The 24,870-nt window shown below is 67.2% G+C and carries 21 protein-coding genes; 17 read left to right on the forward strand and 4 right to left on the reverse strand.

Annotated features, from left to right (window positions below; genetic code table 11):
• Positions 1–493: 493 nt before the first annotated feature.
• From ACLB9X_RS30050 to ACLB9X_RS30065, 4 genes are all read right to left on the reverse strand, one after another.
• A complete protein-coding gene (locus ACLB9X_RS30050; protein ID WP_410363582.1) occupies positions 494–1,174 on the reverse strand; it encodes a phospholipase D-like domain-containing protein in 681 nt (226 codons plus the stop codon).
• 23 nt (positions 1,175–1,197) lie between these two features.
• Positions 1,198–1,683 carry a hypothetical protein gene (locus ACLB9X_RS30055; RefSeq protein ID WP_410363583.1) on the reverse strand — a complete coding sequence of 162 codons (486 nt, stop codon included), beginning with the start codon at positions 1,681–1,683 and terminating at the stop codon, positions 1,198–1,200.
• A 124-nt stretch (positions 1,684–1,807) separates the two neighbouring features.
• On the reverse strand, positions 1,808–2,143 hold the full coding sequence (locus ACLB9X_RS30060) for a helix-turn-helix domain-containing protein (protein ID WP_410363584.1): 336 nt from the start codon (positions 2,141–2,143) through the stop codon (positions 1,808–1,810).
• Between the two features lie 1,061 nt (positions 2,144–3,204).
• On the reverse strand, positions 3,205–4,074 hold the full coding sequence (locus ACLB9X_RS30065; RefSeq protein WP_410363585.1) for an IS5 family transposase: 870 nt from the start codon (positions 4,072–4,074) through the stop codon (positions 3,205–3,207).
• A gap of 418 nt (positions 4,075–4,492) precedes the next feature.
• On the opposite strand from ACLB9X_RS30065, the gene ACLB9X_RS30070 reads away from it, so the two are divergent.
• The 17 genes from ACLB9X_RS30070 to ACLB9X_RS30150 all read left to right on the forward strand — a co-directional run bounded on the left by ACLB9X_RS30070 (position 4,493) and on the right by ACLB9X_RS30150 (position 24,765).
• Positions 4,493–5,140 carry a GntR family transcriptional regulator gene (locus tag ACLB9X_RS30070; RefSeq protein ID WP_410363586.1) on the forward strand — a complete coding sequence of 216 codons (648 nt, stop codon included), beginning with the start codon at positions 4,493–4,495 and terminating at the stop codon, positions 5,138–5,140.
• A 302-nt stretch (positions 5,141–5,442) separates the two neighbouring features.
• Entirely contained in the window at positions 5,443–6,663 is a 1,221-nt protein-coding gene (locus tag ACLB9X_RS30075) for an amino acid ABC transporter substrate-binding protein (protein WP_410363587.1), read from the forward strand.
• A 48-nt stretch (positions 6,664–6,711) separates the two neighbouring features.
• Positions 6,712–7,596 carry a branched-chain amino acid ABC transporter permease gene (locus ACLB9X_RS30080; protein ID WP_410363588.1) on the forward strand — a complete coding sequence of 295 codons (885 nt, stop codon included), beginning with the start codon at positions 6,712–6,714 and terminating at the stop codon, positions 7,594–7,596.
• Positions 7,593–9,422: an ABC transporter permease subunit gene (locus ACLB9X_RS30085; RefSeq protein ID WP_410363589.1), complete on the forward strand. Its 1,830-nt coding sequence runs from the start codon at positions 7,593–7,595 to the stop codon at positions 9,420–9,422. Before ACLB9X_RS30080 ends, ACLB9X_RS30085 begins: the two co-directional genes overlap by 4 nt.
• Positions 9,419–10,150, forward strand: a complete 732-nt coding sequence (locus tag ACLB9X_RS30090; protein WP_410363590.1) for an ABC transporter ATP-binding protein — start codon at positions 9,419–9,421, stop codon at positions 10,148–10,150. The genes ACLB9X_RS30085 and ACLB9X_RS30090 overlap by 4 nt, the downstream gene beginning before the upstream one ends.
• Positions 10,147–11,097, forward strand: coding sequence for an NAD(P)-dependent oxidoreductase (locus ACLB9X_RS30095; protein ID WP_410363591.1), 951 nt, complete (start codon positions 10,147–10,149; stop codon positions 11,095–11,097). The genes ACLB9X_RS30090 and ACLB9X_RS30095 overlap by 4 nt, the downstream gene beginning before the upstream one ends.
• Positions 11,097–12,833, forward strand: a complete 1,737-nt coding sequence (locus ACLB9X_RS30100; protein WP_410363592.1) for a dihydroxy-acid dehydratase — start codon at positions 11,097–11,099, stop codon at positions 12,831–12,833. Before ACLB9X_RS30095 ends, ACLB9X_RS30100 begins: the two co-directional genes overlap by 1 nt.
• Entirely contained in the window at positions 12,830–13,738 is a 909-nt protein-coding gene (locus ACLB9X_RS30105; RefSeq protein ID WP_410363593.1) for a fumarylacetoacetate hydrolase family protein, read from the forward strand. The genes ACLB9X_RS30100 and ACLB9X_RS30105 overlap by 4 nt, the downstream gene beginning before the upstream one ends.
• Complete coding sequence (locus tag ACLB9X_RS30110) at positions 13,735–15,342, forward strand: FAD-dependent monooxygenase (RefSeq protein ID WP_410363594.1); 1,608 nt, start codon at positions 13,735–13,737, stop codon at positions 15,340–15,342. The genes ACLB9X_RS30105 and ACLB9X_RS30110 overlap by 4 nt, the downstream gene beginning before the upstream one ends.
• 56 nt (positions 15,343–15,398) lie before the next feature.
• Positions 15,399–16,187, forward strand: coding sequence for a hydroxypyruvate isomerase family protein (locus ACLB9X_RS30115; RefSeq protein WP_410363595.1), 789 nt, complete (start codon positions 15,399–15,401; stop codon positions 16,185–16,187).
• Positions 16,188–16,811: 624 nt separating this feature from the next.
• A complete protein-coding gene (locus ACLB9X_RS30120; RefSeq protein ID WP_410363596.1) occupies positions 16,812–18,062 on the forward strand; it encodes a hypothetical protein in 1,251 nt (416 codons plus the stop codon).
• A gap of 276 nt (positions 18,063–18,338) precedes the next feature.
• Complete coding sequence (locus ACLB9X_RS30125; protein ID WP_410363597.1) at positions 18,339–18,962, forward strand: NADPH-dependent FMN reductase; 624 nt, start codon at positions 18,339–18,341, stop codon at positions 18,960–18,962.
• 59 nt (positions 18,963–19,021) lie between these two features.
• Entirely contained in the window at positions 19,022–20,053 is a 1,032-nt protein-coding gene (locus ACLB9X_RS30130; protein WP_410363598.1) for a Rid family hydrolase, read from the forward strand.
• On the forward strand, positions 20,007–20,360 hold the full coding sequence (locus ACLB9X_RS30135; protein WP_410363599.1) for a RidA family protein: 354 nt from the start codon (positions 20,007–20,009) through the stop codon (positions 20,358–20,360). The genes ACLB9X_RS30130 and ACLB9X_RS30135 overlap by 47 nt, the downstream gene beginning before the upstream one ends.
• 19 nt (positions 20,361–20,379) lie before the next feature.
• Positions 20,380–22,131, forward strand: coding sequence for an FAD-dependent oxidoreductase (locus ACLB9X_RS30140; RefSeq protein WP_410363600.1), 1,752 nt, complete (start codon positions 20,380–20,382; stop codon positions 22,129–22,131).
• Positions 22,128–23,768, forward strand: a complete 1,641-nt coding sequence (locus ACLB9X_RS30145) for an ABC transporter substrate-binding protein (protein WP_410363601.1) — start codon at positions 22,128–22,130, stop codon at positions 23,766–23,768. The genes ACLB9X_RS30140 and ACLB9X_RS30145 overlap by 4 nt, the downstream gene beginning before the upstream one ends.
• A gap of 43 nt (positions 23,769–23,811) precedes the next feature.
• Positions 23,812–24,765: an ABC transporter permease gene (locus ACLB9X_RS30150; RefSeq protein ID WP_410363602.1), complete on the forward strand. Its 954-nt coding sequence runs from the start codon at positions 23,812–23,814 to the stop codon at positions 24,763–24,765.
• Positions 24,766–24,870: the final 105 nt, after the last annotated feature.

The following is a 24,870-nucleotide window of genomic DNA, read 5'->3' on the forward strand; positions in this document are numbered from 1 at the left end:
CGCCACTCCGCGAACGGGCAGCTCAGCCCCGTGGACTTCGAACACCGGCACCAGCAGGAGTCCGCTAGGCTCACGCTGGCCGCATGACAACCCCGAACGCGTGTCCACTTCCGCGGGGGAAGGCCCGAGCGCGACTGAACATAGGGGCACCCGATGAAAGGATGATGAAACGGAATCGACGAATTTGATCACGCCGGGGCGGAATAGCTGGTTCTCGGTTGGTACGCGCGGGCGTTGCCCGAGTTCACCGTGCTGTCCGTCCAGCATGCGGCCGGCGGGCGCCGAGAGCGCCGGGAGCGGGTACAGCAGCGGAACGACCGGGGGTCTGCCGGACGCGGCAGACAGGGCACGGACCTGACGAGGGGGCATACCCCGCGCGCCAGCCCGGGGATTAAAGCCGCCCCGTCTCTTCAGGCTCGGGACAAAGCGGTCGGCGCGGTCTGTCGGCTGCCGGACGGTTAACCGTCCGGCAGCCGACAGACCGTCTGCCCCGCTACTCGGCGTCGCACGCCCGAGGATTCGCCCACATCTTCTCGAACTGGTCGATGTAGCGGTTGGTCACCCAGCCGTTGACGACCCGCAGCATCGTGTCGTTGGCGCTGCGCAGCGAGTTTTGGGTGATGTTGTACGAGCCGACGAACACCGCCTTGCGCCACTCCCCGGCGTACTGCGCGTCAATCAGGAGGAGTTTGTTGTGATGCTGCCCGTCACACCTGACTCCGCCCTGGAACCCGTAGTTTTCCAGCAGCAGGGGATTCGTCAGAGTGTTTACACCAGACTGTTTCTGGAGGATGACCCTGACGTCGCAGCCGAGTGCGTGCAGCCGCTTCAGCTCGTTCGCGATCTCCCGGGAGTATTCGCTCTTGTCGAAGAGGCTGGCTTCCACGAAGACGCGGTCGTTGCCGGGTGCGCACGCGGTGACGTTCTGTAGAACGCCGACCAGCGGCTGCTTCTCCGGCATGGGGTAGAAGTAGACGCGGGAGAGGTCGTTGGTCCCGTAGCGGGCCCTGTCGGCTTCATTCCAGGTTTGCCCGTCCCAGGTCCAGCTGTTGACGTACAGGCGCCGCCAGTGGTTGACGTAGTGCGAGAACAGTTCGGGATCATCTCGGCTGACCAGCAGGTTCTGCGCGTGCTCGCCCTGAGAGTCGGTCAGGTTGGTGGACGTCTGGAGCACCAGTTCGGTGGTGCCCTTCTTAATCAGGAAGAACTGTTGTGATTGGTTCCACCAGGTTCCTCAGTGCAGGAGCCGCTGCACTTCTCGACGTCGATGCCAACGCCCTCGAAGTAGGCCTTCGCCTGGTTCACCGACTCGCCGCTGAGCACCACGCGGACGCTGACACCGTTGTCGTGGGCGGTCTTCAGTGAACCCGCGATTGCCTTACCATAAGTGGAGTTGATGTCCCATTCGTACATGGAGACCCGGATGTAGTCATTGGCGCCCGGCGAGCTGGCCGTCGCGTCGAGCTTGCCCTTGATCCTCTGGTAGATCAGGTTGTCGGGCGTGCCCTTGCCGGCGTATGTGACGCAGACCTCGTAGCTCCCGTACTCGTCGCATTTCCCAGGATTGGCGGGCTCGGCCGCGTTGGCTGGCGGTGTGGTGAGCGCCGTCATCACAAGGGCCATGATGAACATCATCGTGGCCTGTATGGAGCGGCGCGGTGCGATGCGTCTGTTCGTGATCACGGCCGCATGGTAGCGGCCGGTTGGCGCGGAGTTGATCAACAACGGATCGCCGCAGCAGCGACGGTGTCCCGGCGACGCCCACGAGATGGGTCCCCCGTGGCGCTCGACTCGCCGTACCGCGAAATCAGGAGCCCGGCCCTCGATCACATCTGCCGGTCCGAGCAGGCCCTGGCTGCGCGCCCTGCTTGTCGACGGTCGGCTTCTCGGGCAGGCCCACGATCTGCAGGTCGTCACGGACGCCGATCAGGACGGTGCCGCCGTCCTGCGATGCGAAGGCGGCGATGGCCTTGAGCATCTTTTTCCGTGATTCGCCCTCCGGGACCTCCTGTTTGCACTCCAGGTGCTTTCCCTCTCCGTTCGCCAGGAGGATGTCCAGCTCCGGGCCGGGCTGCTCCCAGACGACCGAGGCATCGCGGGCGCGCCCGTACGTGGGAGCCGGGAGGTGGCGCAGTCCAGCCACTGATCCTCGCGGCGGAGCATCAGCAGGCTGTCGTGCGCGAGGCCGTTGGGCAACGCGAAGCGGTAGGCGCCGGTGCCGTCGACGGACTGACGCTCGTTGCCCGCCGCCCAGCTCAGCTCGAGTACCGCGCCGTCCAGGGCCTCGTCGTCGACTCAGCAGGTCGGGCCCGATGGTGATCTGTGAAAGCCAGCCCGCGCGCTGCGGCAGGACGATGCGCCACAGGTCCGAGCGGCCCGCGTTGCTGTCGTGGGGGCGCTGGTAGAGGAAGGCGCTGAGGGCCTGGTCGAAGTTCAGGAAAGAGGCGCCGTCCCCGACCAGCAGGTCGTGGCCGGGCTGGAGCGTGTTGGCGTCCCGGTTGATGGTGCTCGGTGCGCGGCCACGGCGTGGTCACCCGGTTCCACTCTTGCTGGCCGCGCAGCCGAGAGGTGGAGGCGCTGGAGGGCGGCGGGCCGGGGGCGACGACGTGGAAACCGTGGATGTCCTGGTCGCCGCCCTGCAGCAGCGCGGCGACCGTCGGGCCGGGCAGGGGCAGTTCCAGGAAGCTCGCCGTGCTGTAGCGCCAGGCCCGCTCCGCGGGGTGTCGTCGTCCAAGGTGACCTGGCCATGGTGCAGTCGCCACTGCCTGTGCGTCCGCGACAGTGCCAGCCGAACGTTCACAGCGGCGCGCTCGCTGAGCATCGCCACCAGTACGGCCGTGTCCGTCTGCCCGTTGTTCGCCATGTCCGGCTTCCCTCTCCCCCGCAGCGTGTGGAGCCGAACCAGGCGCACCGTCACGGCCCGTGCTTCCGAGCAGGCTACGCCGGAGGCGCGTGAACGGGAGGCCAAGTGCTGCTGCTTCAGCTCAGGCGGTAGCCGAGCATCGCGAGGCCGGCGGCCGCGGCGCAGTGCGGCGTTGCCCACCGCGTGCGTTCGAGTCCGCGCGTCCGATTCGAACGATCTGACTCGAATTCGAGTCACGCGGACCCGGCTTTTGTGAGGACGCCAGTGCGAGGACGTTCCCATCAGCAAGATGGTCTTGTTGGGCGCAGTTGCGGCTTGAGAGGTCGTTTTCTCCCGTTGTTTCATCCCGGGATCGGGTGTTTGGTCTGCGGTGTCGGGTCGCGCCAGGAGATGGTGTTCTCGCCGGTGAGGCGGCGGGCCATGAGATCTGTCATGGCAATGTGGATCACGGCTTCGGAGCGAGTGGGCAGGGTTTCGTAGTCGCGGGCCAGTCGGCGGTGCAGCATGAGCCAGCCGTAGGTCCGTTCGACCACCCACCGCTTCGGTATCGGGGTGAAGCCCCTGGTCCCGGGCTTGCGGGCGGTGATTTCCATGTCGATGCCGAGAACGGCGGCATGCTCGACGAGGTGCTGGCGGTAGCCGCCGTCGACCCACACCTTGCGGATTCCAGGATGGTCAGCGGCGACCTGGTCCAGGAGCTGGGCGCCGGTGGCGGAGTCCTGCACACTTGCCGCAGTGACCAGCACGGCAAGCAAGAGTCCGAGCGTGTCGGTGACGATGTTCCGCTTCCTGCCCGCGATCTTCTTGCCGGCGTCGATGCCCTGGCCGGCGGCGGGGACGCTGGTGGAGGTCTTGACGCTCTGCGCGTCGATTACGCAGGCCGACGGCTCGGCGTCCCGTCCTTCCTTCTCCCGTAGAAGCTGCCGGAGAAGGCCGTTGAGCTGAGCGAACACACCCTCCTCCGTCCACTTCGCGAAGTAGCCGTAGACCGTGTTCCAGTGCGGAAAGTCGTGCGGGAGGTAGCGCCACTGCACTCCGGTGCGGTCCACGTACAAGATCGCGTCCATGATGTCGCGGAGGTCGCGCTCGGGCGGCCGGCCGAAGGCCAGGGCCCTGCCGCGGCGCTCGAAGCGCCAGGCGGCCAGCACCGGCTCGATCAACTCCCAGCGGGCATCGGACAGATCACTCGGATACGGGCGTCGCGTCGGCATGCTTCAGGCGTACCGCCGCGGACCGAGTGCGCCCAGGCGCCCAGCGACGACAACGGAAGCACGCGGCCGCGAAGGCCGGACGTCCTGGGATGTCGGCCTGTCCGTCACGGACGTGGCCGCCGTGTGCCCGCCCGGGCCGCGTGGACGGTGTCCGGGGCCGGGCATCGTCGCGCGAGCCCAAGCGCCGATTATGGCCCGGGCCTTCGCACGGCGCCGGACGGGCAGCGCTGGTGCGTACGATTGCCCAGAACAGGCACTGGCATGACAGGATGGTCGCCGAGCGGGGCCGTTCCTCGCGCGGGCCAAAGAGGTACGGTAGGGCGGTCGTGGCGCCGAGCACCCGTTGCCGCACACCCTGCACTCAATGTATACATAACGTATGGCGTCGCCCACAGACCGCCCCCACGAGCGCCCCGGGATGCACAACCAGGCCGAGCTCGCCTACCGCAGGCTCCGCGAGCGGCTCATCGCCAGCCGCTACAACCCCGGAGACAGGCTCACCGAGCTTGGCATCTGCGAGGACCTGGGCATGAGCCGCACCCCGGTACGTGAGGCACTGCGCCGTCTGCAGAGCGACGGCCTCGTCGCCTCCACGGGGCGCGGCGTGGTCGTCAGCTCCCTGTCCGAAGAGGACATGCGTCACGCGATCGATCTCCAAGGAGCCCTGGAAGCACTGGCTGCCCGGCTGGCGGCCACAGCCCAGCGCGATGGGCACCTTTCTCCCGCACAGATGCGGCAGTTCGAGGCAGCCGGCCGCCATGTCGAGGAGCGCGGGGCTGCCGGGGACGTGGAAGGCACCTGGAAAGCCAACCTCGACTTCCACATGATGCTGGCCCGCCTCTCGGGCAATCCGCTGCTGGAGGATGCTCTTGAGCGCATCTGGGCGCGGTTCTCCATCGTCAGCCGCAGCAACATCAGCCGGCGCACCCGGCTGAACGCCGTGCATCACGCGATGATCGTCCGAGCCATCAGCGAGGGCGATCCGGAGGCCGCCGCACATGCGGCGGCCGACCACGCCCGCGAGGCCTCGGTCACCTACAGCCGCAATCTCGCATCAGGCGACTGACCTGCACAGCACCTGAATCGCGCGAGCAGAATCTTCACTCCGACGCCTTGTCCCCCCCATTGCCTTCAATGTATACATTGAATATGAAGCCTGTGGGGCATGCCACACAGCCGACTGGGGCCGCTGTCACCGCAGCGGCGGCAGTTGATCTCTGCGTATCCGGACACGCGTGCCCGAACCGCTTGCACCCGCCACAGGGGGCAGGAACAACATCACCACCACGCCGAAAAGGGCCGGCAGCGGAGGTGTTGGGGCCGCGGTCCTCTTCACTCGCAATCACGATCACCGACTTGAGGTGAGTCATGCTCAGGTACAGCCGCAGCGGGCGACGCACGGCACTCTTCGGAGCGGTGGCCGCGCTTGTCGCCGCAAGTGCGTGCGGAACAGGAACAGGCGCGGGCAACGACACGGTCCTGATCGGCGCCTCGCTGCCGCTGTCCGGACCGGTCGCCGACTCCTCCAAGCCCGCTTATCAGGGCTACAAGCTCTGGCTCGACCAGCTGAACAAGAAGGGGGGTCTGCTCAAGCGCACGGTCGAACTGAAGGTCCTCGACGACGGTTTCGACCAGAACACCGTCATCACCAACTACAACCGGCTGATCGCCCAGGACCGTGTGGATCTGCTGCTCGGGACCTTCTCCTCAAAGCTCAACCTTCCGGCATCCGCGGTCGCCGAGCGGAACAAGATGCTCTACGTCGAGCCGTCCGGCGGGGCAACGGAGATCTTCGAGCGCGGCTTCGAGTACCTGTTTTTCGCGCAGCCCAGCACGTCCGTCGACATGCCGGAGCAGTTCGTCTCCTGGATCACGTCACTGCCGCAGAAGGACCGTCCGAAGACGGCGGCGTACCCCACGCAGGACGATCCCAACACCGACGTCGCCATCGCTGCCTTCCGTGAACAGCTCTCCGCACTCGGCGTGAAGACCGTCTACAGCGAGAAGTACGCACCGGAGACGGTGAACTTCGACACGATCGCAAACGGCATCGCGAGCACAAAGCCGGATCTGGTGGTCCACGGCGCTGTCGGTGCCGACGGCGCCGGCTTGGTCAAGGCTTTCCAGAAACAGCAGTTCAGCCCTTCCCTGCTGTTCCAGACGAACAGCCCCAGTCTGGTCGAGACCTACCCCAAGGCCGTGGGTGCCCGCAATACCGAGGGCATCCTCACCTCGGTGGCCTGGAGTCCCGAAGCAAACCATGCGGGTAACGCCGAATTCGTCCGGGCGTACACGAAGAAGTTCGGCACGCCGCCTACGGAGGACTCCGCCAACGCCTACACCGCGGGCCAGGTGCTGGAGGCGGCGGTGACCGCTGTCGGCAGCCTCGACCAGGACAAGCTGGCTGACTGGCTGCACACCCATACCGTCAGCACCATCGTGGGACCGCTGCGCTGGGACAAACACGGCGTGCCGGACGGCGACCTGCTGCTGGCGCAGTGGCAGAGCGGCGCCTTCGAGATCGTCGCTCCCGCCGAGCAGAGGACCACCCGGCAGTTCGTCAACCCCAAGCCGGCGTGGTCGTCGTGAGCCGGCATCCACAGCGGACGAACGCATCTCGCAGCCGAAGGGGATGCTGTGACTGAGCTGGTTCAGACTCTGGTGTTCGGCGTGCTGGTCGGCGGCGTCTATTCGCTGGTGGCCTCCGGCATGAACCTGGTCTTCGGGGTCATGAAGGTGGTCAACCTCGCGCAAGGCGCCATGCTCATACTGAGCGCCTACCTCACCTACTCCCTGTGGAAGGCCGTCGATCTCGATCCCCTGCTGCTGGTGCTCGTCACCGCACCGTCGATGTACGTCGTCGGATGGGCGACGTACTACCTGTTCATCGAGCGTGCCCGCACAACCGATCCGGCCATGGCTCTGGTCACCACCTTCGGCCTGGCCCTCATCGCCAAGGGGATCATGGCCCTGCTGTGGGGCAACGACCAGCATGCGGTGACGCCGGCGTACGCCAACAGGTCATTCACCCTAGGCAGTCTGCACGTTCCCCAGGCGCAGCTCTACGCCTGCCTGGTGGCGGTGGCCATCCTGGCAGGTCTGTACGCGCTGCTGCGGTACACCTGGCTCGGACAGTCGGTGCAGGCCGCCGCGTCGAGCTCGGACGGTGCCCGGCTGATCGGCATCGAGGTGCGCAAAGTGTGGGCCGCCGCCTTCGCGCTCGGTGTCGCGGCCGCAGGCGCCGGCGGTGCACTGCTCAGCGTTCTCTACCCGTTCACGCCGAGCTCCACCGACCACTGGATCGGACTCATGCTCAGCATCATCGTGCTCGGCGGGATGGGCAGTCTGCCCGGCAGCGTCCTCGGAGCAGTCCTCATCGCTCTGGCGGAGTCGCTCACGGCGACCTACATAGCGCCCGACTGGGCCACCGCCGTCCCGTACCTCGTGATCATCCTGGTGCTGCTGGCCCGCCCGCAGGGCCTGATGGGCATCCGCCTGCGAGAGGACATGAGCCGCGCATGACCACCACGCACGTACGGCGCAGCGTCATCGGCGCTGCGGCGGCCATCCTGCTGCTGTTCCCGGTTCTCTCGGACAACGCCTACTACCAGAACATGGCCATCATGGCGTTCCTGATGGCCATCATGGCCTCGGGATGGAACATCATCTCCGGGTACACCGGCTACATCTCGCTGGGGCAGAGCGCCTTCTTGGGCATCGGTGCCTACACCTCCGCGCTCCTGGCCATCCACCTGGACATCTCTCCCTTCCTCGCCGCTCCCGTGGGCGGAGTCGTCGCCGCCTTCTTCGCCGTGGTCCTGGCCCTCACCGGCCGCCGTACACGGGGCATCGCCTTCGTCATCGTCAGCTTCGCCTTCCTGGAACTGACCGGTCTGCTGGCTTCCAACTGGACGGGACTGACCGGAGGCAACCACGGCCTTCCGCTGCCTCTGCCCACGTGGGACCGGGACGTCCAGAACTGGCCGTTCTACTACTCCTTGCTCGTCCTGCTCGCTGTGACGGTGTGGGGCTCGTGGGCCATACGCCGCTCCAAACTGGGCATCGGCCTGCTGGCCATCCACGACGACGAGGCGAAGGCCGAAGGCGTCGGCGTGCGGGCAGACCGCTACAAGATGCTGGCCTTCGCGGCCAGCGCCTTCCCGATCGGGATCGCCGGAGGGATCTACGGCTACTACGTCTCCTTCCTGGAGCCTGCGGCCATGTTCGACATCGTCATCGCCATGCAGATCGTGCTGGCCGCTCACCTCGGCGGCGTGGGCACCCTGTGGGGCCCCGTCCTCGGCGCCTTCCTCCTGGAACCGCTGACACAGCTGACCAACCAGCAGCTCAGCGGCCCCGACGCGGGCGCATGGCGTCTGGTGATCTATGGTGCTCTGCTGGCCGCCGTCGTCCTGTTCTTCCCCAAGGGCGTGCTGGTGGAAGGCGCGAAGTGGTGGCGCCGGATCCGCGGAGGTGAACCGCAGGCAACCGCGGGGCGCCGGCTGCCGGACCTTCCCGCCACTCTGCCCGCATCCGTGAGCGAGCGGCTTCGTCCCTCTGCCGGCGACGGCGCCTTGGCCCGGCCGCTCGTCACGGTGGACGGCCTGCGCAAGTCCTTCGGCGGTGTGCACGCGGTCCAGGACTGCTCGTTCACCGTCGAACGCGGTTCCATCACCGGATTGATCGGCCCGAACGGATCCGGGAAGACCACCGTCTTCAATCTCCTGGACGGCAGTCTGCGGCAGGATGCCGGCACCATTCAGCTGTCCGGACGGATGGTTCACAATCTGGCCCGGTGGCAGCGCGCCCACGCGGGGCTCGCCCGCACCTACCAGGCCACGCGTGTCTTCCCCCACCTGACGACGCTGGAAAACCTGGCGGTTGCCAGTGACGCGTTCTCTCTGGGCCGCCTGCGCGCCAGCGCCATCAGCGGCAGCGAGGCCAAACGAGCCCGCGAGTGGCTGGACTTCGTCGGGATGGGCGCGTATGCCGACCATCCGGCAGGACAGCTCTCCTACGGGCAGCAAAAGCTCGTCGAGCTCGCCCAGGCGCTGATGCTCGAGCCGCAGCTGCTGCTTCTGGACGAGCCCGCGGCTGGTATCAATCCCGCTCTGGTGGAACGCCTGAGCGCCATCATCCGGCAGCTGAACAGCTGCGGCATGACCGTGCTCATCGTCGAACACAACATGCCCATGGTGCTGTCGTTGTGCGACCGCATCCATGTCCTGGCGCAGGGCAGGGTCCTGGCCAGCGGCGCGCCCGGGCAGATCGAACGCGACCCGGCGGTCCTGGACGCCTATCTCGGCGGCCATTCCGCCCACGGTGCAACATCCGGAGCCACTTCGTGATCACTTTCAAGGGTCTGGTCGCCGGTTACGGCCGCGCCGGTGACATCCTGCGCGGCGTCGACTTCGCCGTGGCCGAGGGCAGCATCACCTGCATCGTCGGACCCAACGGAGCCGGGAAGTCGACGGTGCTCAAGACCTGCAGCGGGCTGTTGCGGCCGCGCAAAGGCCAGATACTCCTCGGCAGTCAGGACATCGGTGGACTGACCCCGGCCGCCATCCTGCGGCTCGGTGTCGTCCAGGTGCCCCAGCACCACGGCCTGTTCCCCACCCTTACCGTTCGGGAGAACGTCCAGCTGGGCGCCTATGTCAACCGGCGTCAGCGCGAGCGCAACCGCGCCCGCTACGAGGAAATCGCTCAGATCTTTCCTCTGATAGCCGAGCGTGCCAACGACCGGGCCGCGTCCCTTTCGGGCGGACAGCGCCGCACGGTGGAGTTCGCCCGGGCTTTGATGCTCAACCCCAGCGTGGTGTTGCTGGACGAGCCGTCGCTGGGGCTGGACCCCAAGGCGTGCCGACAGCTCGCCAGCTCGGTGAAGGCGCTCAACCAGCAGGGCGTCACCGTGCTCATCGTCGAGCAGAACGTGCGCTTCGGACTGTCCATGGCCGACAACGGCGTCGTGCTGGAAGGCGGACGGGTCCTGCATACCAGCGGGGCCGCCGAACTGCTGGCCGATCCCGACATGGGAGCTTTGTTCTTCGGCGGGACGACGCGGGAGACGCAGCCGTGACCGCGACCAGGAAACCCCGCATCGGTTTCGCCGGCGCAGGCGTCATGGGACGGCCCATGGCCCATCACCTGCTGGCCGCCGGCTACCCCCTGACCGTGCACGCACGCACTCCCAAGAAGGTCTCCTCCCTGCTCGAGGCGGGTGCAGCGCTTGCCACGACCCCGCGCCAGCTCGCCGCCCATGCCGACATCATCATCGGCTGCCTGCTCGACGAAGCCGCCTTCCACGCTGTCTACTTCGGCGACGACGGGCTGCTGACCGCAATCCGCGAGGGTCAGATCCTGATCGAGCACGGCACGCACGCCCCCCGGCTGGCACGCGCTGCGGCCGCCCGCCTCTCAGCCTGCGGTGCGGAACTCCTCGACATCCCCGTCACAGGAGGACCGCGACGTGCCGACGAGGGAACGCTGACCGCAATCGCCGGCGGGCAGGCGGACCACCTGGACCTCGTGCGCCCGCTGGTGGGGATGTACTGCTCCCAGATCGTTCATGTGGGGCTGGTCGGGGCCGGGCTCGAACTGAAACTCGTCAACCAGCTGCTGGTCAGCATCCACGTCGCGGCCGCCGCCGAGGCAGCCGCGCTCATCGACCGGTTCGCGCTGCCCGCCGAGCAGAGCAAGGCGGTGCTGATGTCCGGCTGGGCGGCCAGCACCATGCTGGACTATTGCCTGCCTGCGGCCCTGACACCATCCGATGCACCGTCCGGATCCACCGTCGGCGGACTCCACGCCGTGCAAGACCTGGTGGCGGATGCGGCGCGTGCCCTGGAGCTTGACCTGCCGGTCTTCGCATCCGCGCAGCGCCTGTTCGACTCCCGCCTCCAAAGCGGCGCGGCGTACCACGACATCGCCCAGCTCGCTCGGGCGTATGACCGGCACGGCAGTACCGGCGCTGAAGGCCCCGGCCAGCCGCTGTCTGCCGGCGCAGCCTGCAAGGAGTCGCCCTGATGTCCCAGAACGGAACGAAACCGACCGGTGGTGAGGCCTTCTCCTCAGGTGACCGGGACGGGTTCATTCATCGCGCGTTCATGCGCGGCGCCGGGCACTCCGCGGCGACGGTGCGCCGCCGGCCCGTCATCGGGATCTGCAGTGCATGGAGCGAGCTGAACCCCTGCAACAGCGGTCTGCGGGATCTTGCGGAGTCCGTCAAGCGCGGAGTGACGGCGGCCGGGGGGTTCCCACTGGAGTTCCCCACCATCTCCCTGGCCGAGCCGTTCATCCGTCCCAGCACCCTCTACCTGCGCAACCTCATGGCGATGGACGTCGAGGAAATGGTCACGGCATCGCCCATCGACGGGGTGGTCCTGCTGGGCGGCTGCGACAAGACCCTGCCCGCGCAGCTCATGGGCGCGTTGAGCGCCGGGAAGCCCGCCATCGCCCTGACGGCCGGCCCGCGGGCAACCGCACGGTGGGAGGAGGCCCCGCTGACCATCGACGATCTGTGGGCGTTGTCGGACCGGCGGCGCGCCGGTGAGCTGGACGATGCCGCATGGGAATCGCTGGAAGGCAGACTGGTCCCCGGCATCGGCACGTGCAACGTGCTGGGCACCGCAGTCACCATGGCCATGCTCGCCGAGACGCTCGGGATGAGCCTGCCGGGCTCCAGTCTGCTGCCCGCGGCCGGAGCCGCCCGCAAGGCCATGGCGGAGGAAACCGGCAGGAGAGCGGTCGAGCTCACCCGCTCGGGACAACCGCCCAGCGCATACGTCTGTGCCCGGTCACTGGAGAACGCCTTCCGGGTGCTGTGCGCAGTGAGCGGATCGACCAATGCCGTCATTCATCTCGAGGCCATCGCCGGCCGCGCGAACCTGCGTATCGGGCCGGAAACCATGGACGAGTGGAGCCGCACCACCCCGGTCCTCGCCGATGTGCGGCCATCAGGGCCTCATCTGCTGGAGGACCTGGAGGACGCCGGCGGGCTGCGTGCGGTCATGACCGAGCTGCGGCATTTGATCCACGGCGACGCTCTGGCCGGCACCGGCGAGCCCTGGGCTCGTGTTCTCGACCGCTTTGAAAGACGGGCCAGTCCCGCCCTGCGCAGTGCGGCAGACCCGGTTTTCCCCTCGGGCGGGCTGGTGATGCTGAAAGGCACGCTCGCTCCCGACGGGGCGGTCATCAAGCGGTCCGCGGCCGATCCGCGGCTGTGGCGCCATCGCGGACGTGCTGTGGTGTTCGACGGCGTCGCCGACCTGAACGCGCGGATCGACGATCCCGGTCTGGACATCACCGCGGACTCCGTCCTCGTCCTGCGCGGCGCCGGTCCCGTGGGCGGCCCCGGTATGCCGGAGGTCGGCCAGTTGCCGATTCCCAAACGGCTGCTGCGTCAGGGCGTCACCGACATGGTGCGTATCTCCGATGCGCGGATGAGCGGCACCGCCACCGGCGCAGTGGTCCTTCACGTCGCTCCCGAATCCGCCGTGGGCGGGCCTTTGGCCCTGGTCCGCGACGGCGATCCGATCGTTGTGGACACCGAGACAGGCCGCCTCGACCTGGACGTCGATTCGGCCGAACTCAAGCGGCGTACTCCGACAAGCCCTCCCCCGCGCCCTGCGCGCGGTTACGCATCGCTGTACGACCGGCACATTCAACAAAGCCCTGAAGGCTGCGACTTCGACTTTCTGTCCGCAGGCCCCGGTGCGCCTGTCATCTCTTCGCCTCTCACGTGCCAAGGAGACTGTTCATGAGGATCGTCAGTTTCGGACCTGCGCGCAGCGAACAGCCCGGTGTGCTGCTGGACGATGAGCACATCGTGCCGCTGGCGCCGGTGCTGATGCGTGCGGGGCTGCCCGCTCTGGACATCAACAGCATCCTCGCCTTGCTCGACTATCTGCAGCCGCTGATCGAGGAGCAGTTGCGCAGCGACGTCGAGGCGGTGCCCGTCTCCGCGACCCGTCTGGGCGCTCCGGTCCCCCGCCCCGAGAAGATCATCGTGGCGGGCGGGAACTACCAGTCGCACGTCGATGAGGCCGTCGGCATGAAGGACGCGCCGTCCCCGTCCGAGCCGCTGATCATTTTCAAGCCGTCCAACACCGTCATCGGCCCGCACGACGCCCTCGTGCGGCCGGCCCAGTCGCAGCAGTTGGACTACGAGACCGAGATCGCTGTCGTGATCGGGCGCGGCGGACACCACATTCCCCGGGGGCGCGCCTTCGACCATGTCGCCGGCTACATGATCGGCAACGACGTCACAGCACGCGACATGGCGTTCAAGGACATCGAACTAAGCCCTCTCTACTCGCAGATCACCCGGGCGAAGGGCATCCCGACCGGGGCGCCGTTCGGCCCCTGGCTTGCCACCAAGGACGAGATCCCCGACCCGCACAACCTGCGCCTGCGGTGCTGGATCAACGACGAGCTGCGCCAGGACGGCTGGAGCTCGGAGATGATCGTCGATATTCCCGGACTGATCGAGGACTTCAGCAAGGTCCTGGAGCTCTCGCCGGGCGACATCATCTTCACCGGCACGACGACCGGCTGCGGCGCGTTCCAGGATCCCCCGCTGTTCCTGTTCGATGGCGACGTCGTCCGTATGGAGATCACCGGCCTCGGCGTCATGGAGACGCCCGTCATCGACGAGGTGGTCCGATGAAGCGCACCGAACTCCTGGTGATCGGCGGCGGGCCCGTGGGTCTGAGCGCTGCCCTGCTCGCCGCGCGCTACGGCGTCGCCTGCACCCTCGTGGAGCAGTTCCCCGCGCCCTACAACCATCCCAAGGCGCGCGGCGTGCGCAACCGCGCGATGGAGCTGTTCCGCTCATGGGGACTGGAGCAGGAGATCCGCGCCATGGCGCCGCCGGATCCCGCCTACGGGTTCATCTACTGCAACTCCCTCAGCGGCGAAGAATACGGCCGCACCCCCGCTGGGCCGGAAGAGACCGCGCTGAGTCCGACGGGATCCTGCCGTGTCCCGCAGGACGATCTTGAGCGGCTGCTGCGGGCACGCGTCAGTGCCACACCTGGCATCGACACGCGCTTCGGGCTGCGTCTGGAACAACTGGCCCAGGCCCCCTCCCAGGTGACCGCGACCGTGGTCGACCAGGACAGCGGCCGCGCGGACACCATCGTCGCCGACTACGTCATCGCGGCCGACGGCGCCGCCAGCGCCGCCCGCGCTGCTCTCGGCGTGCAGATGACGGGGCAAATGCTGGGCTACTGGCAGAGCGCGTACTGGCACGGTGACATCTCCCACCTCGTTCAGGAGCGCTCCGCCATCCAGTTCCTGACCGCCGATCCATCCGGCGGGTTCGTCACGGTCGCACCGGTCGACGGCAAGAAGCGCTGGCTCACCTTCCGGATGCCGGGCCCGGACAGCAACCATCCGGGAATTCTGTCCGAGGAACAGGCGAAGGCACTGATCCACACCGCGGTCGGTGTCGCGTGCGAGGCGGATGTCGTCAGCGCTGCCACGTACACGGTGGAGGCGAAGGTCGCCGACCGCTACCGCGTCGGGCGGGTCTTCCTGGCGGGTGACGCGGCGCACGTCTTTCCGCCCACCGGTGGGTTCGGGCTCAATACCGGAGTGCAGGACGTGCACAACCTGGTATGGAAGCTGTCGCTGGTCCGCGCTGGTGCTGCCGGGGATGCGCTCCTGAACAGCTACGAGACGGAGCGCCGGCCCATCGCTGTGTCCAACGCGCAGTGGAGCACCACCAACGCGGCCCGCTTCCGGGAGGTATGGGATCGCATGACGGCCGGGAAACCGGCCGGGGACGTCATGGCCCGCCAGCGCGCCCACGTGGCCGCGATCGAACGGGACCTGGCCTTCCGTTACACCCAGGGTGCGCTCGACGCCGGCAGCGGGGAGCCCTGCGCGGACCCCTTCGTCGCCGCGGTGGGCCGCCGGGCACCGCACCTGTGGCTGAGCGATGCTCAGGGCCGTCGGACATCGACGTTGGACCTCTTCGACGGCCGACTGACCGTGCTGCACGGCCCTGACGGGCAGGGCTGGGCCAAGGCAGCGCACGCCGCCGGCTCCGTGTATGGGGTGTCCCTGCACACCGTGTGCCTGCCGGAGGGTGATCTTCACTGCGACGCGGCAGACTTCGACCGTCTCTACGGACTGGCAGAGGCGGATGCCATGCTGATCCGGCCGGATGGTCACGTCTCCTTCATCGGCAGCGCGAGCGAGGGCAGGGACGTGGAGGAGCAGATGCTCGAAGCGGTGCGGCTGACGTTGTGCGCGGCTCGGGAGTGACACCTGGGCAGCCGGCCGACGGCTACGCGCTGAATCTCTCACTGGCCCTGGCCCAGGTGCCGGAGCAGGAGCGGCTTGCCGTGGCGCGAGAAGCTGGATTCCGACGTGTGGAGATGTGGTGGCCCTTCGCTTCACCTGAGGCTTCCGCTGATGAGATCAGCCGGCTGCGCGCTGCGCTGCAGCGGTCGGGCACCCGGCTTGTGTGCCTCAACATCGATGCGGGTGACTTCGCGGCCGGCGACCGGGGCATCCTGAGCGACGCCGGGCAAGTGGCGCGCTGCAGGCAGTCCATCGACACGGCCGTCGACTTCGCCTCGGAGGTGGGGTGTACACTGCTCAACCTTCCCTACGGCAACCGCCGTGCCCATCAGACGGAGGCGGCGCAGCACGAGGTGGCGTACCGCAACCTGCTGTATGCGTCTCAGCGAGCTCGTGCGTCAGGCGTTTCGGTGCTGGTGGAGCCCCTCAACGCCGAGGACAACCCCGGCTACCTTCTGCCTGACGTAGCAGCAGCATCCGTTGTGGTGGGCCGGGCGCGAAAGGAGGGAGCGGACAACGTGGGCATCCTGCTGGACCTCTACCACGTCGCCCGTTCCCGGCAGGACCCCTGCGACGTCATCGCACGCTACGGAAAGCAGATCCTGCATGTGCAGTTTGCCGACGTGCCCGGCCGCGGTTGCCCGGGCACGGGCATGCTCGACTTCCCGGCGATCATCCGTTCCTTGGTTGAGGCGGGCTATGGAGGCTGCGTGGGCTTGGAGTTCCACCTGACGCGTGGCCTTGAGGAACTGTCGGATGCGTGCCGCTTCGCCGACACGCATCCGCTGCCCCGCCCGTCGGCGTGACCAGACGCAACCATGAGCTTCTCTGCCTGAAGAATGCGTCTTTCACCTCCACGCGGGGCTTACCCCCGAAGCATGAACACCGTTTGCTATGCGGCGGCAAGTCAGCGTAACCAATGGCCGTTCGAAAGCGATCGGCTGATCTGACCGAGCAGTTGACGCGCCATCCGAGCCTATCTATAGCGGCTCCTGAAATATCAGGGGTACATCTTGCGCATCTCTCAGCCGTCTGACAGCCTTTCAATCACCCGCAGGCAGGAGTATTTGCCGGTTGTGTCGGGGCCAGGACGGATACGCCGTCCGTGCTCGGCCAACTCCTGCATCAAGAGCTTTTCTCACGTGGGTGATCTTCGCGGGCTTCTTGTAGCAGATCAGGGCGGCTGCGAGTCAGGAAGGCAAGGCAGTGAGATTCTCTTCGCTCGTATCGGGCGGTGAGCCGGCGGTAGGCGCGACCAACTCCCATAGACCGTCAGGAACCAGCCGCTGCGGCAGATCGACGGCCACAGCCGCACATCATGCCGGCAGGCAACCACGTGAGACGAGCACTGAAGGCTGCGTCCGTCAGCAGGTGGGATCCGTTGCTCGGTTCGCCGCCGAACCCGACCTCACCCAAGAGAAGGAGTCTCGATGTTCAGGTTCTGGCTCATTGGTGCCGCCGTCCTCGTGCTTGGTTCGCAGGCGTACGCTGCCGGCGCTGTCACGCCTGACCGGAGCAGCAGGGACGGCGTTGTCTCGGATCGAACCGCAGCCACCTCAATGCAAAGCAGCCGGGGCCCGTCGGATGAGGTGCTCTTGCGCTTGAAGGCCAAACTCGGAGAACCACGTCGCTATTGCGTTGACATCCCCGGCTATCCGTCGTCTCGAGACATCGCGAACCATCGCGAGGCGCAATGGGCGCTTGAAGCGCATACATGCAAGGTCGGCGTTCCGAACCAAGACGCGGCCATTCTCGACCAGGTGATTTCCCGTAGCGGCCTGGCCGACGGAGAGATTCGCTTCTCGAGGACTGCCGCCTGTGTGGACGTCACGTTCCTGGGCAACGGCTTCCTCCGAGAGGACGCCCCCATGGTCGTCAACGACTGTTCGGATGCGGCCAGTCAAGACATCATGTTCGGGGACGATGGAAGGATTCGGCCCCGCAATGCTCCCGACAAGTGTCTGACGATCGGAACCCGGGCACTGGAAGCGGGAGACCGTGCCTCGGGCGAGCACTGGTACCGGCGTCCCCTGACATTCAGCACATGTGACGATTCGTCGCCGCGTCAGGTCTGGGAGACGGGGCGGGTTCCGGTCGAGGCGAGGCCCTACCGGCCGGCCGAAGACCGCCAGGCACCCAGTGCGGAGCAGCAGGAATGGGCCGTCGCTCCCATGCCAGGGGACGCAGGCGGCGACGAGGTTCTCATCCAATTGGCGACCGAGCTAGGGGAGCCAAGGCACTACTGCGTCGACATTCCCGGCTACCCGTCCACACTCGACATCCATCAGCACCGCGAGGCGCTATGGGCGCTGGAGGCCCACACGTGCAAGACCGGGATCCCGAACGAGGATGCGGCACTGCTGGATCAAGCCACCTCGAGGAACGCCATCGCAGCAGGCGAGATCCGGTTTGCCCGGCTCGGCGCGTGCCTGGAGGTGAGCTTCTACCGCGACGGCATCGTGCGCGAGGACTCTCCGATGGTCGTCAACGATTGCTCCTCGGAGCCGAAGCAGGACATGATCTACGGCACCGATGGACGCATTCGGCCGGCGCTGGACCCAACCAAGTGTCTGACGGTCCACGGGGAGGCGTTCGAGGCCGGGGACCGTTCTGCCGGGGAGCCGTGGTTCCGCCGTCCGATGACGTTCACGACCTGCACTCCAGCGCGCGGGCTCTCCTGAGGCCTGGCAGATGACCAGGCCACATGGGATCCCGACCGGTGCTCGTCCGGGGCCGGGGTTGGTGACGAAAGACAAGGCTTCCGCCCCGCACACGCCGGGCTTGCAGTGGTGTCCTCACGGTGAGCCCCGTCAGGTTGGCAGGAGCGCGGAGACGATCAGCGGCTACACATGCCTGATCCAGGACTTCGGCAAGGTACTCAAGCCCTCGCCAGGTGAGTTGACCGTGACCGGAACGACGACGCGATGTGGGGCTTTCCACGAGGAGGTGCGACGGTGATGAGGGTTCTCGGCATCTCCGGCTCATTGCGGGCCGGCTCGTACAACAGCCTGATCTTGAACAGCCTGCCTCAGCTGGCCCCGGAAGGGATGAAGATCGAGAACTACGACGGTCTCTCCTCCCTCCCCCCCTACAACGAGGACCTGGACACCTCGACGCCGCCCGACGAGGTGGCGCGGCTGCGTGCGGCAGTCCAGTCGGCCGATGGTCTGGTCTGGGTCATACCGGAGTTCAACCACTCGGTTCCCGGGGTTGTGAAGAATGCGATCGACTGGCTCTCGCATCCGATTTCGCGGGCGGTCCTGCGCGGTGCGACGTCCGCCGTGATCGTCGCGACCCGGGGTCGGGGCGGATTCAGGGGAATGGCGGACCTGACACGGATCCTGCGGGACCTCGGTGGGTTCGTCGTTCCCGCGCCCGAGGTCTGCGTCCAGTTCGTCGATACGCGGATCAGTACCACGGAGGCAGGCGACATCCGCTATGCCGACCCCGCGACCGAGGGCCTGATCAAGGTGCTCCTTGCTTCGCTTGCCCGCGCCGCCGATGCAGGCCTCGGCGAGCACGCGGGTCGGGCATGGCTCGACACCTTGCATTACCTGCAGGGACGGGGAGGTGCCAGGTGACCTCGGGGAGGGGTGAGACGCCGGGACGTGGCGCCCGCCGCGTCATCGTGCCTTCGGAGGTGCCGGTGCTGCCGGGCAGCAGCGCAGCGGTCGCCGCTGGGGAGTTGGTGTTCACCGGCTCGATGCTCCCGATGGACGCGGACCATCGGTTGCATCCCGCTGCGGTCATCGATTCCGATGCCGTGCCTGGATCTGACCCACTGGAGCTGCAATCCGAGGTCCTGCTCGGCCATCTGCGCGAGACGCTCGCCGCAGCAGGATGCAACGTCGGCACCGACGTCGTCCGCATCTACCAATGGGCGCCTGCCCGCTACGACGCGAACCTGGACGTGCTCAGCGACGGAGCCTGGCCACGGTTTCATCCGGCCGACGGCTACGTCCGGGCGGCGTCACGGGTGCTGGACGGTGTGCGTACCTCCACCGGGATCGGGGTACGGCAATTGCCGGTAGCCGACGCTTTGTTCGCGGTCGAGGTGGTAGCGGTCCAGCCACAGCCCGGCGTCGTCAAGCAGGGATACGCCGAAGGAGACTCAGAGCGAGTCCTGCCCTTCGTGAGCACGGTGGGCGCCGGCGACTGGGTCACGCTGTCGGCCGGCCCGAGCGACTTCAAGGGCGACTGGATGTCCTCAGTGTCGATGGGAGAGCCGAGCTTCCTCGCACCACAGGCCCGCCCCAACCCCTACATCTGGCTCGGGTCCGAAATCGAGGCACAGACGGAGTACACCCTCCAGCGCCTGGCCAGAGCAGCCGAGTCCGCGGGAACGAGCCTGGACCGGTGCGTCCACGCGGACGTGACACTTGCTCACGCCAGTGACTTTGCAGGCTTCGAGCGGGTGTGGCGCCGTTGGTTTCCCCACCGGCCGCCCGCGCGGAATCTGGCCACCGGCGCACGATTGGTGATCAAGGGAGGCCGTGTCGAGGTGGGGGCGACCTGCCTGACGCATGACGCCAAGATCGAACCGGTCCGGATCGAGGACCCTCCCCCCACACGGGCACGCGCCAGATGGCGTTCGCGCAGGCGAGCTGCTGTTCATATCGACACGCATGCCCATCGATGCTTCCGGGCGTGTGCCGCCTCGAATGCGACCTGACCCCGCACGGTCATGGTTCAACCGCGCGCCCGCACGCGACCAGGTCCGGCAGGTGCTCGACGAACTCGCTGTCGTCTGCGCGGCGGCCGGTACCTCGCTCAGACACGTGTGCAAGGTCCAGGCATTTCTCAGTGACCTGGAGCATCTGCCGGAGTTCCTCGATTGCTGGCGGGACGCTTTCCCGGAACGACCCCCTGCGCTGGCCGTGATGAGGATGGGCGGCGCCCCAGCACTTCTCGCACCCCACGCGATCGTGATGGCCGGAGCAATCGCCTGGGTGCCGGCGACCAACTCGGACCACGACTGACAAGGACAGGGCAGCAACGATGCAGGAGACATACGACGTCGTCGTGATCGGTGCCGGCCCGGTCGGCCTGGCCACGGCGCTGCAACTCGGTCGGCGGGGTGTCGCCACCCTCCTTGTGGAGCGCCGCGACACGTTGTCGCACCATCCCAAGGCAGGCGGGATCCACGCCCGGACCATGGAGATATTCCGGCAGTGGGGGGTAGCCGACGCCATTCGAGAGGCCGGTCGCGGCGTCTTGCCGCCCTCCGCGAGCGGCCCGACGGGGTTCGGCTGGATGACGCGCCTGTCCGGGACCGAGATCGGCAGGATCTCCTTCGGTGCCTCTGCGGAGGACCGCGCGCGCTTCGCACGTCACTCACCCGAGTTTGCCTGTGGCTGCGGGCAGGACCTCTACGAGCCCATTCTGCTGGCCGAGGTACACAACCACCCCGCCGTGACGGTCCGATTCGGCTTGCGTGCCACCGTCGTCGAGCAAGACGACGTGAGCGTGCTGGTGGCGCTCGACGACCCCGGGGCGGACACCCTCATCGGCACCGTCAGAGCACGCTACGTCGTGGCATGCGACGGCGTGCGCAGCCCAACCCGCCGGACGCTGGGGATCGGGGAGCAAGGCGAGCCGGCATTCGGCAACTCGATCAACGTCCGGTTCCGGGCCGATCTCGAGCGGCACCGCGGCGGCCGGCGCTACGGCCTCTTCTGGGTGATCAACCCGGAAACCCAGGGGGCGTTCGGCTGGCGCCGCCGGCAGAACGAGTGGACCTACAACTTCGAGGCGGCACCCGGCGAGGATCCGGCCACCTACACCGCCGAGCGATGCGTCGAGATCGTGCGTCAGGGAATAGGCGATCCCGACATCGAGGTCGACATCGTCAGCATCCTCCACTGGAAACACGACCAGGCCGTCAGCGACAGCTGGCGCGCCGGCCGCGTTTTCCTCGCCGGTGACTCGGCCCACCGCTTCCCGCCGCATGGCGGGTTCGGGATGAACTCCGGTGTACAGGACAGCGTCAACCTGGTCTGGAAACTCCAACTCGTGCTGCAGGGCCTCGCCGATGAGTCTCTGCTGGATAGCTACCAGGAGGAACGCAAGCCCGTGGCGCTGTTCAACGGGGAACAGTGCCTGCTCAACACCAAGCGGATGGAGGAAACCGGCTGGCTGCTGCCCGACGCCACCAGCATCGCCCAGATCGAGGACCCGGGCCCGGCCGGACAGGCAGTACGCGACCGGATCGCTGCCGCGATCCCGCGGCAACGAGAGCAGTTCTACTCCCACGGCCAGCAGTTCGGCACGATCTATGCTTCGCGCGCTGTCATCGACGATGGAACCGAGCCCGAGTTGTCGACGATCAGCGAGTACCGGATGACCGGACAACCGGGTGCGCGTGCGCCGCATCTGTGGCTCAGCGCAGCCGACGGCAGCGAGATCCCGACGATCGACCTGTTCTACGACGGCTTCGTCCTGCTCCACCGCGGAGACCACCAGGAGTGGAGTGCCGCCGCGCGTGCGGTCACCCGAGCCACCGGCGTACTGATCGACGGGCACGCCATCGGCCCCGGCGGGCGATGGTTCGAGCGCAACGATCAACCCCGCTTCGCGGATCTCTATGGCATCGAGACCAGCGGCGCAGTGCTCGTACGCCCCGACGGCCACGTCGGGTACCGATCGGTCAAGGGCGAACCCGATCCCACCGTCGCGCTGGCCGATGCTGTGCGTCGCCTGCTCGGCAAGCACTCAAGACAGGCACCCAGTCCAATCAGGAGGAAGGCGTGAACGGACGACGACATCGCTCCGAGGCGCGGATCATAGCGCGCATCGCAGTGCTCACAAGCGTGGCAGTCTTGGCGAGCGGCTGCTGGGCCGCCGCTCCCCCGCAGTCGTCGAATGCCACAGGCGAGCGTCCGCCTGCGGGCGGTCCCCAGCGCGGCGGTCCCCAGCGCGGCGGTACACTCCGCATCGCGCTCGACCTCGACGCCGGCTGCCTCGACCCCGCGGTGCCGAGCTTCGTCCCCAGCATCACTCGCAACATCGCCGACTCTCTGACCGACCAAGACCCGGATACCGGCAAGATCGTGCCATGGCTCGCTACGTCGTGGACGGTGAACAAGAACGCGACGGCGTTCACCTTCACCCTCCGCACAGACGTGACCTTCAGCGACGGCACTCGCTTCGACGCCGACGTGGTCAAACGCAACTTCGATGTCGCCTCCGAACTGGGGGCACAGCTTCCGGCCGCTGCGACCGCGCTCGCCGGCTACTCCGGCACGACGGTGCATAACGACAAGAAGCTCACCGTGCGCTTCAACCAGCCCAACATCGGGTTCCTGCAGGCGAGCTCCTCGCGCGCCTTGGCGATCCTTGGGCCTGCGACCCTGGAGAAGTCGCCCCAGCAGCGATGCCAGGGCGAGCTGATCGGCACCGGCCCGTTCGTACTGAAGTCCTACGTCCCCGACCGGGGTGCGACACTCGTGCGGCGAAAAGGCCACACCTGGGGGTCGGCCGCGCGCGCCAATCGCGGGGCGGCCTACCTCGACAGCATCGAGTACCAGGTCATCGCTGAGGCCGGAGTCCGGTCAGGATCCCTCACCTCCGGCCAGGTCGACATCATCGACGTCGCCCCCCAGGACGAGGCGCGGTTCGAGACCGGCGACACCTACCTCGCCTCACACGTCCAAGCCGGTGTCGTGTCCACTTTCCACATCAACCACGACCACCCCATCCTGCGTGAGAAGGCCGTCCGCCGCGCGATGCTGATCGGAATCAACCGCAAACAGATCGTCGACACGGTATTCACCCCCCGGCATCCTGTCGCAACCAGTGTGCTGTCTCACACGCAGCCCGAGTACCTCGACCTGAGCGCCGCGCTGCGGTTCGACCCCGACAGCGCGAACGCACTGCTGGACAAGGCCGGATGGGTGCGCGGCCCCGACCGGATCCGCGAACGTGCCGGGCAGCGCCTCGAACTGGACATCATCCTCCGTGGCATGGCGCCGGTTGCCGAGCTGGCGCAACAGCAACTGCGCCGCATCGGGATCGCCCTGTCGATCCGGCAGCTGACCTCGGCGGAATACCGAGAAGCCGAAGACAACGGTCGATTCGCCCTGTCGTTCTCACAGCAGTCCCGCCCCGACCCCGACATTCTCCGCGCCATGTACTCCAGCCGCGACATCAACCCGTACGGCGTGGCGCCGAGCAAGCTTGACGACATCCTCGAGGCGCAAGCTGCCGAGTCCGACCCGCAGGCCCGCACCGCCCTCGTGCACAAGGCGCAGCGCTACCTCATCGAACAGGCCTACACGATCCCCCTCTACGAGGGCGTTCAGGTCCACGCCGCCTCCACGCGGGTGAACGGACTGATCTACGACATGTCCAGCACACACATCTTCACGGAGACCTGGTTGTCGTCGTGAGCCGACGATACGGGCCGGATCAGATGGAGGGGAGCGAACCGACGTGATCTGGTACCTCTTGCGGCGAGTGCTGCAGGCTGTGTTCGTCGTGTGGGCCGCCTACACCCTGACCTTCACGGTTCTCTTCATGCTTCCCAGCGACCCAGTGGCGATCATGTTGGGGGCCTCGAGCGGTGGCGAAACCACGGGAATCGATCCAGTCCAGATCGCCGCGCTCCGCGCCGAGTACGGGTTCGACCAGCCCGTCGTCGTGCAGTACCTCACCATGCTCGGAGACGCGCTGCGGGGGGATTTCGGCCAGTCGATCCTCACCGGTGCAAGGGTCGCGGAGCGGATCGCGACCGAACTGCCGCACACACTGGCCCTTGGGGGCCTCGCCCTGGTCCTCGCCGTCACGCTCGGATTCACGGTGGGCATGCTGTCCATCTATCCACGCATGCGGGTCGTCCGCTCGGCCCTGACGGCGCTGCCACCGCTCGGAATCGCGGTCCCCAGTTTCTGGCTCGGTATTCTGCTCATCCAGCAGGTGTCGTTCGGATGGGGGCTGCTGCCCGCAACCGGGAACGAAGGCTTCGCAAGCCTCGTCCTTCCCGCTCTCACGATGGCCGTACCCACCGGCGCCATCCTCGCTCAGGTCTTCGCCGCAAGCCTACGAGCGACGCTCGCCGAGCCATACATCGACGTCGTGCGTGCGAAGGGCGCCAGTCGCGCACGCATCTTCTACGGTCACGCCATCCGCAACGCCACCTTGCCCACGATGACGCTGGTCGGCCTGCTGGTCGGCAACCTCGTCGGCGGCGCGGCCATCGCCGAGACCATCTTCGGCCGATCCGGAATCGGCCGGCTCACGGTACAGGCGGTGAGCAACCAGGACATCCCGATGGTGCAGGGAGTTGTGATGCTGGCAGCGGTGGCCACGGTGACAGTCACCTTGGTGGTCGACCTGATCTACCCACTCATCGATCCCCGGGTGCGAACACGCTCGGCAGCGCAATGAGGACGGCAGCATGTCGAAGTTGACCACCGCGGCACAGGACGCCACCCCGTCAGCCGACTCAGCCCCCGGGGCCCCGCGAGCCGGCCGAGGACCCTACCGTTTCCC

Source organism: Streptomyces sp. 5K101 (assembly GCF_046506645.1).
In the GTDB taxonomy this organism is placed as follows: domain Bacteria; phylum Actinomycetota; class Actinomycetes; order Streptomycetales; family Streptomycetaceae; genus Streptomyces.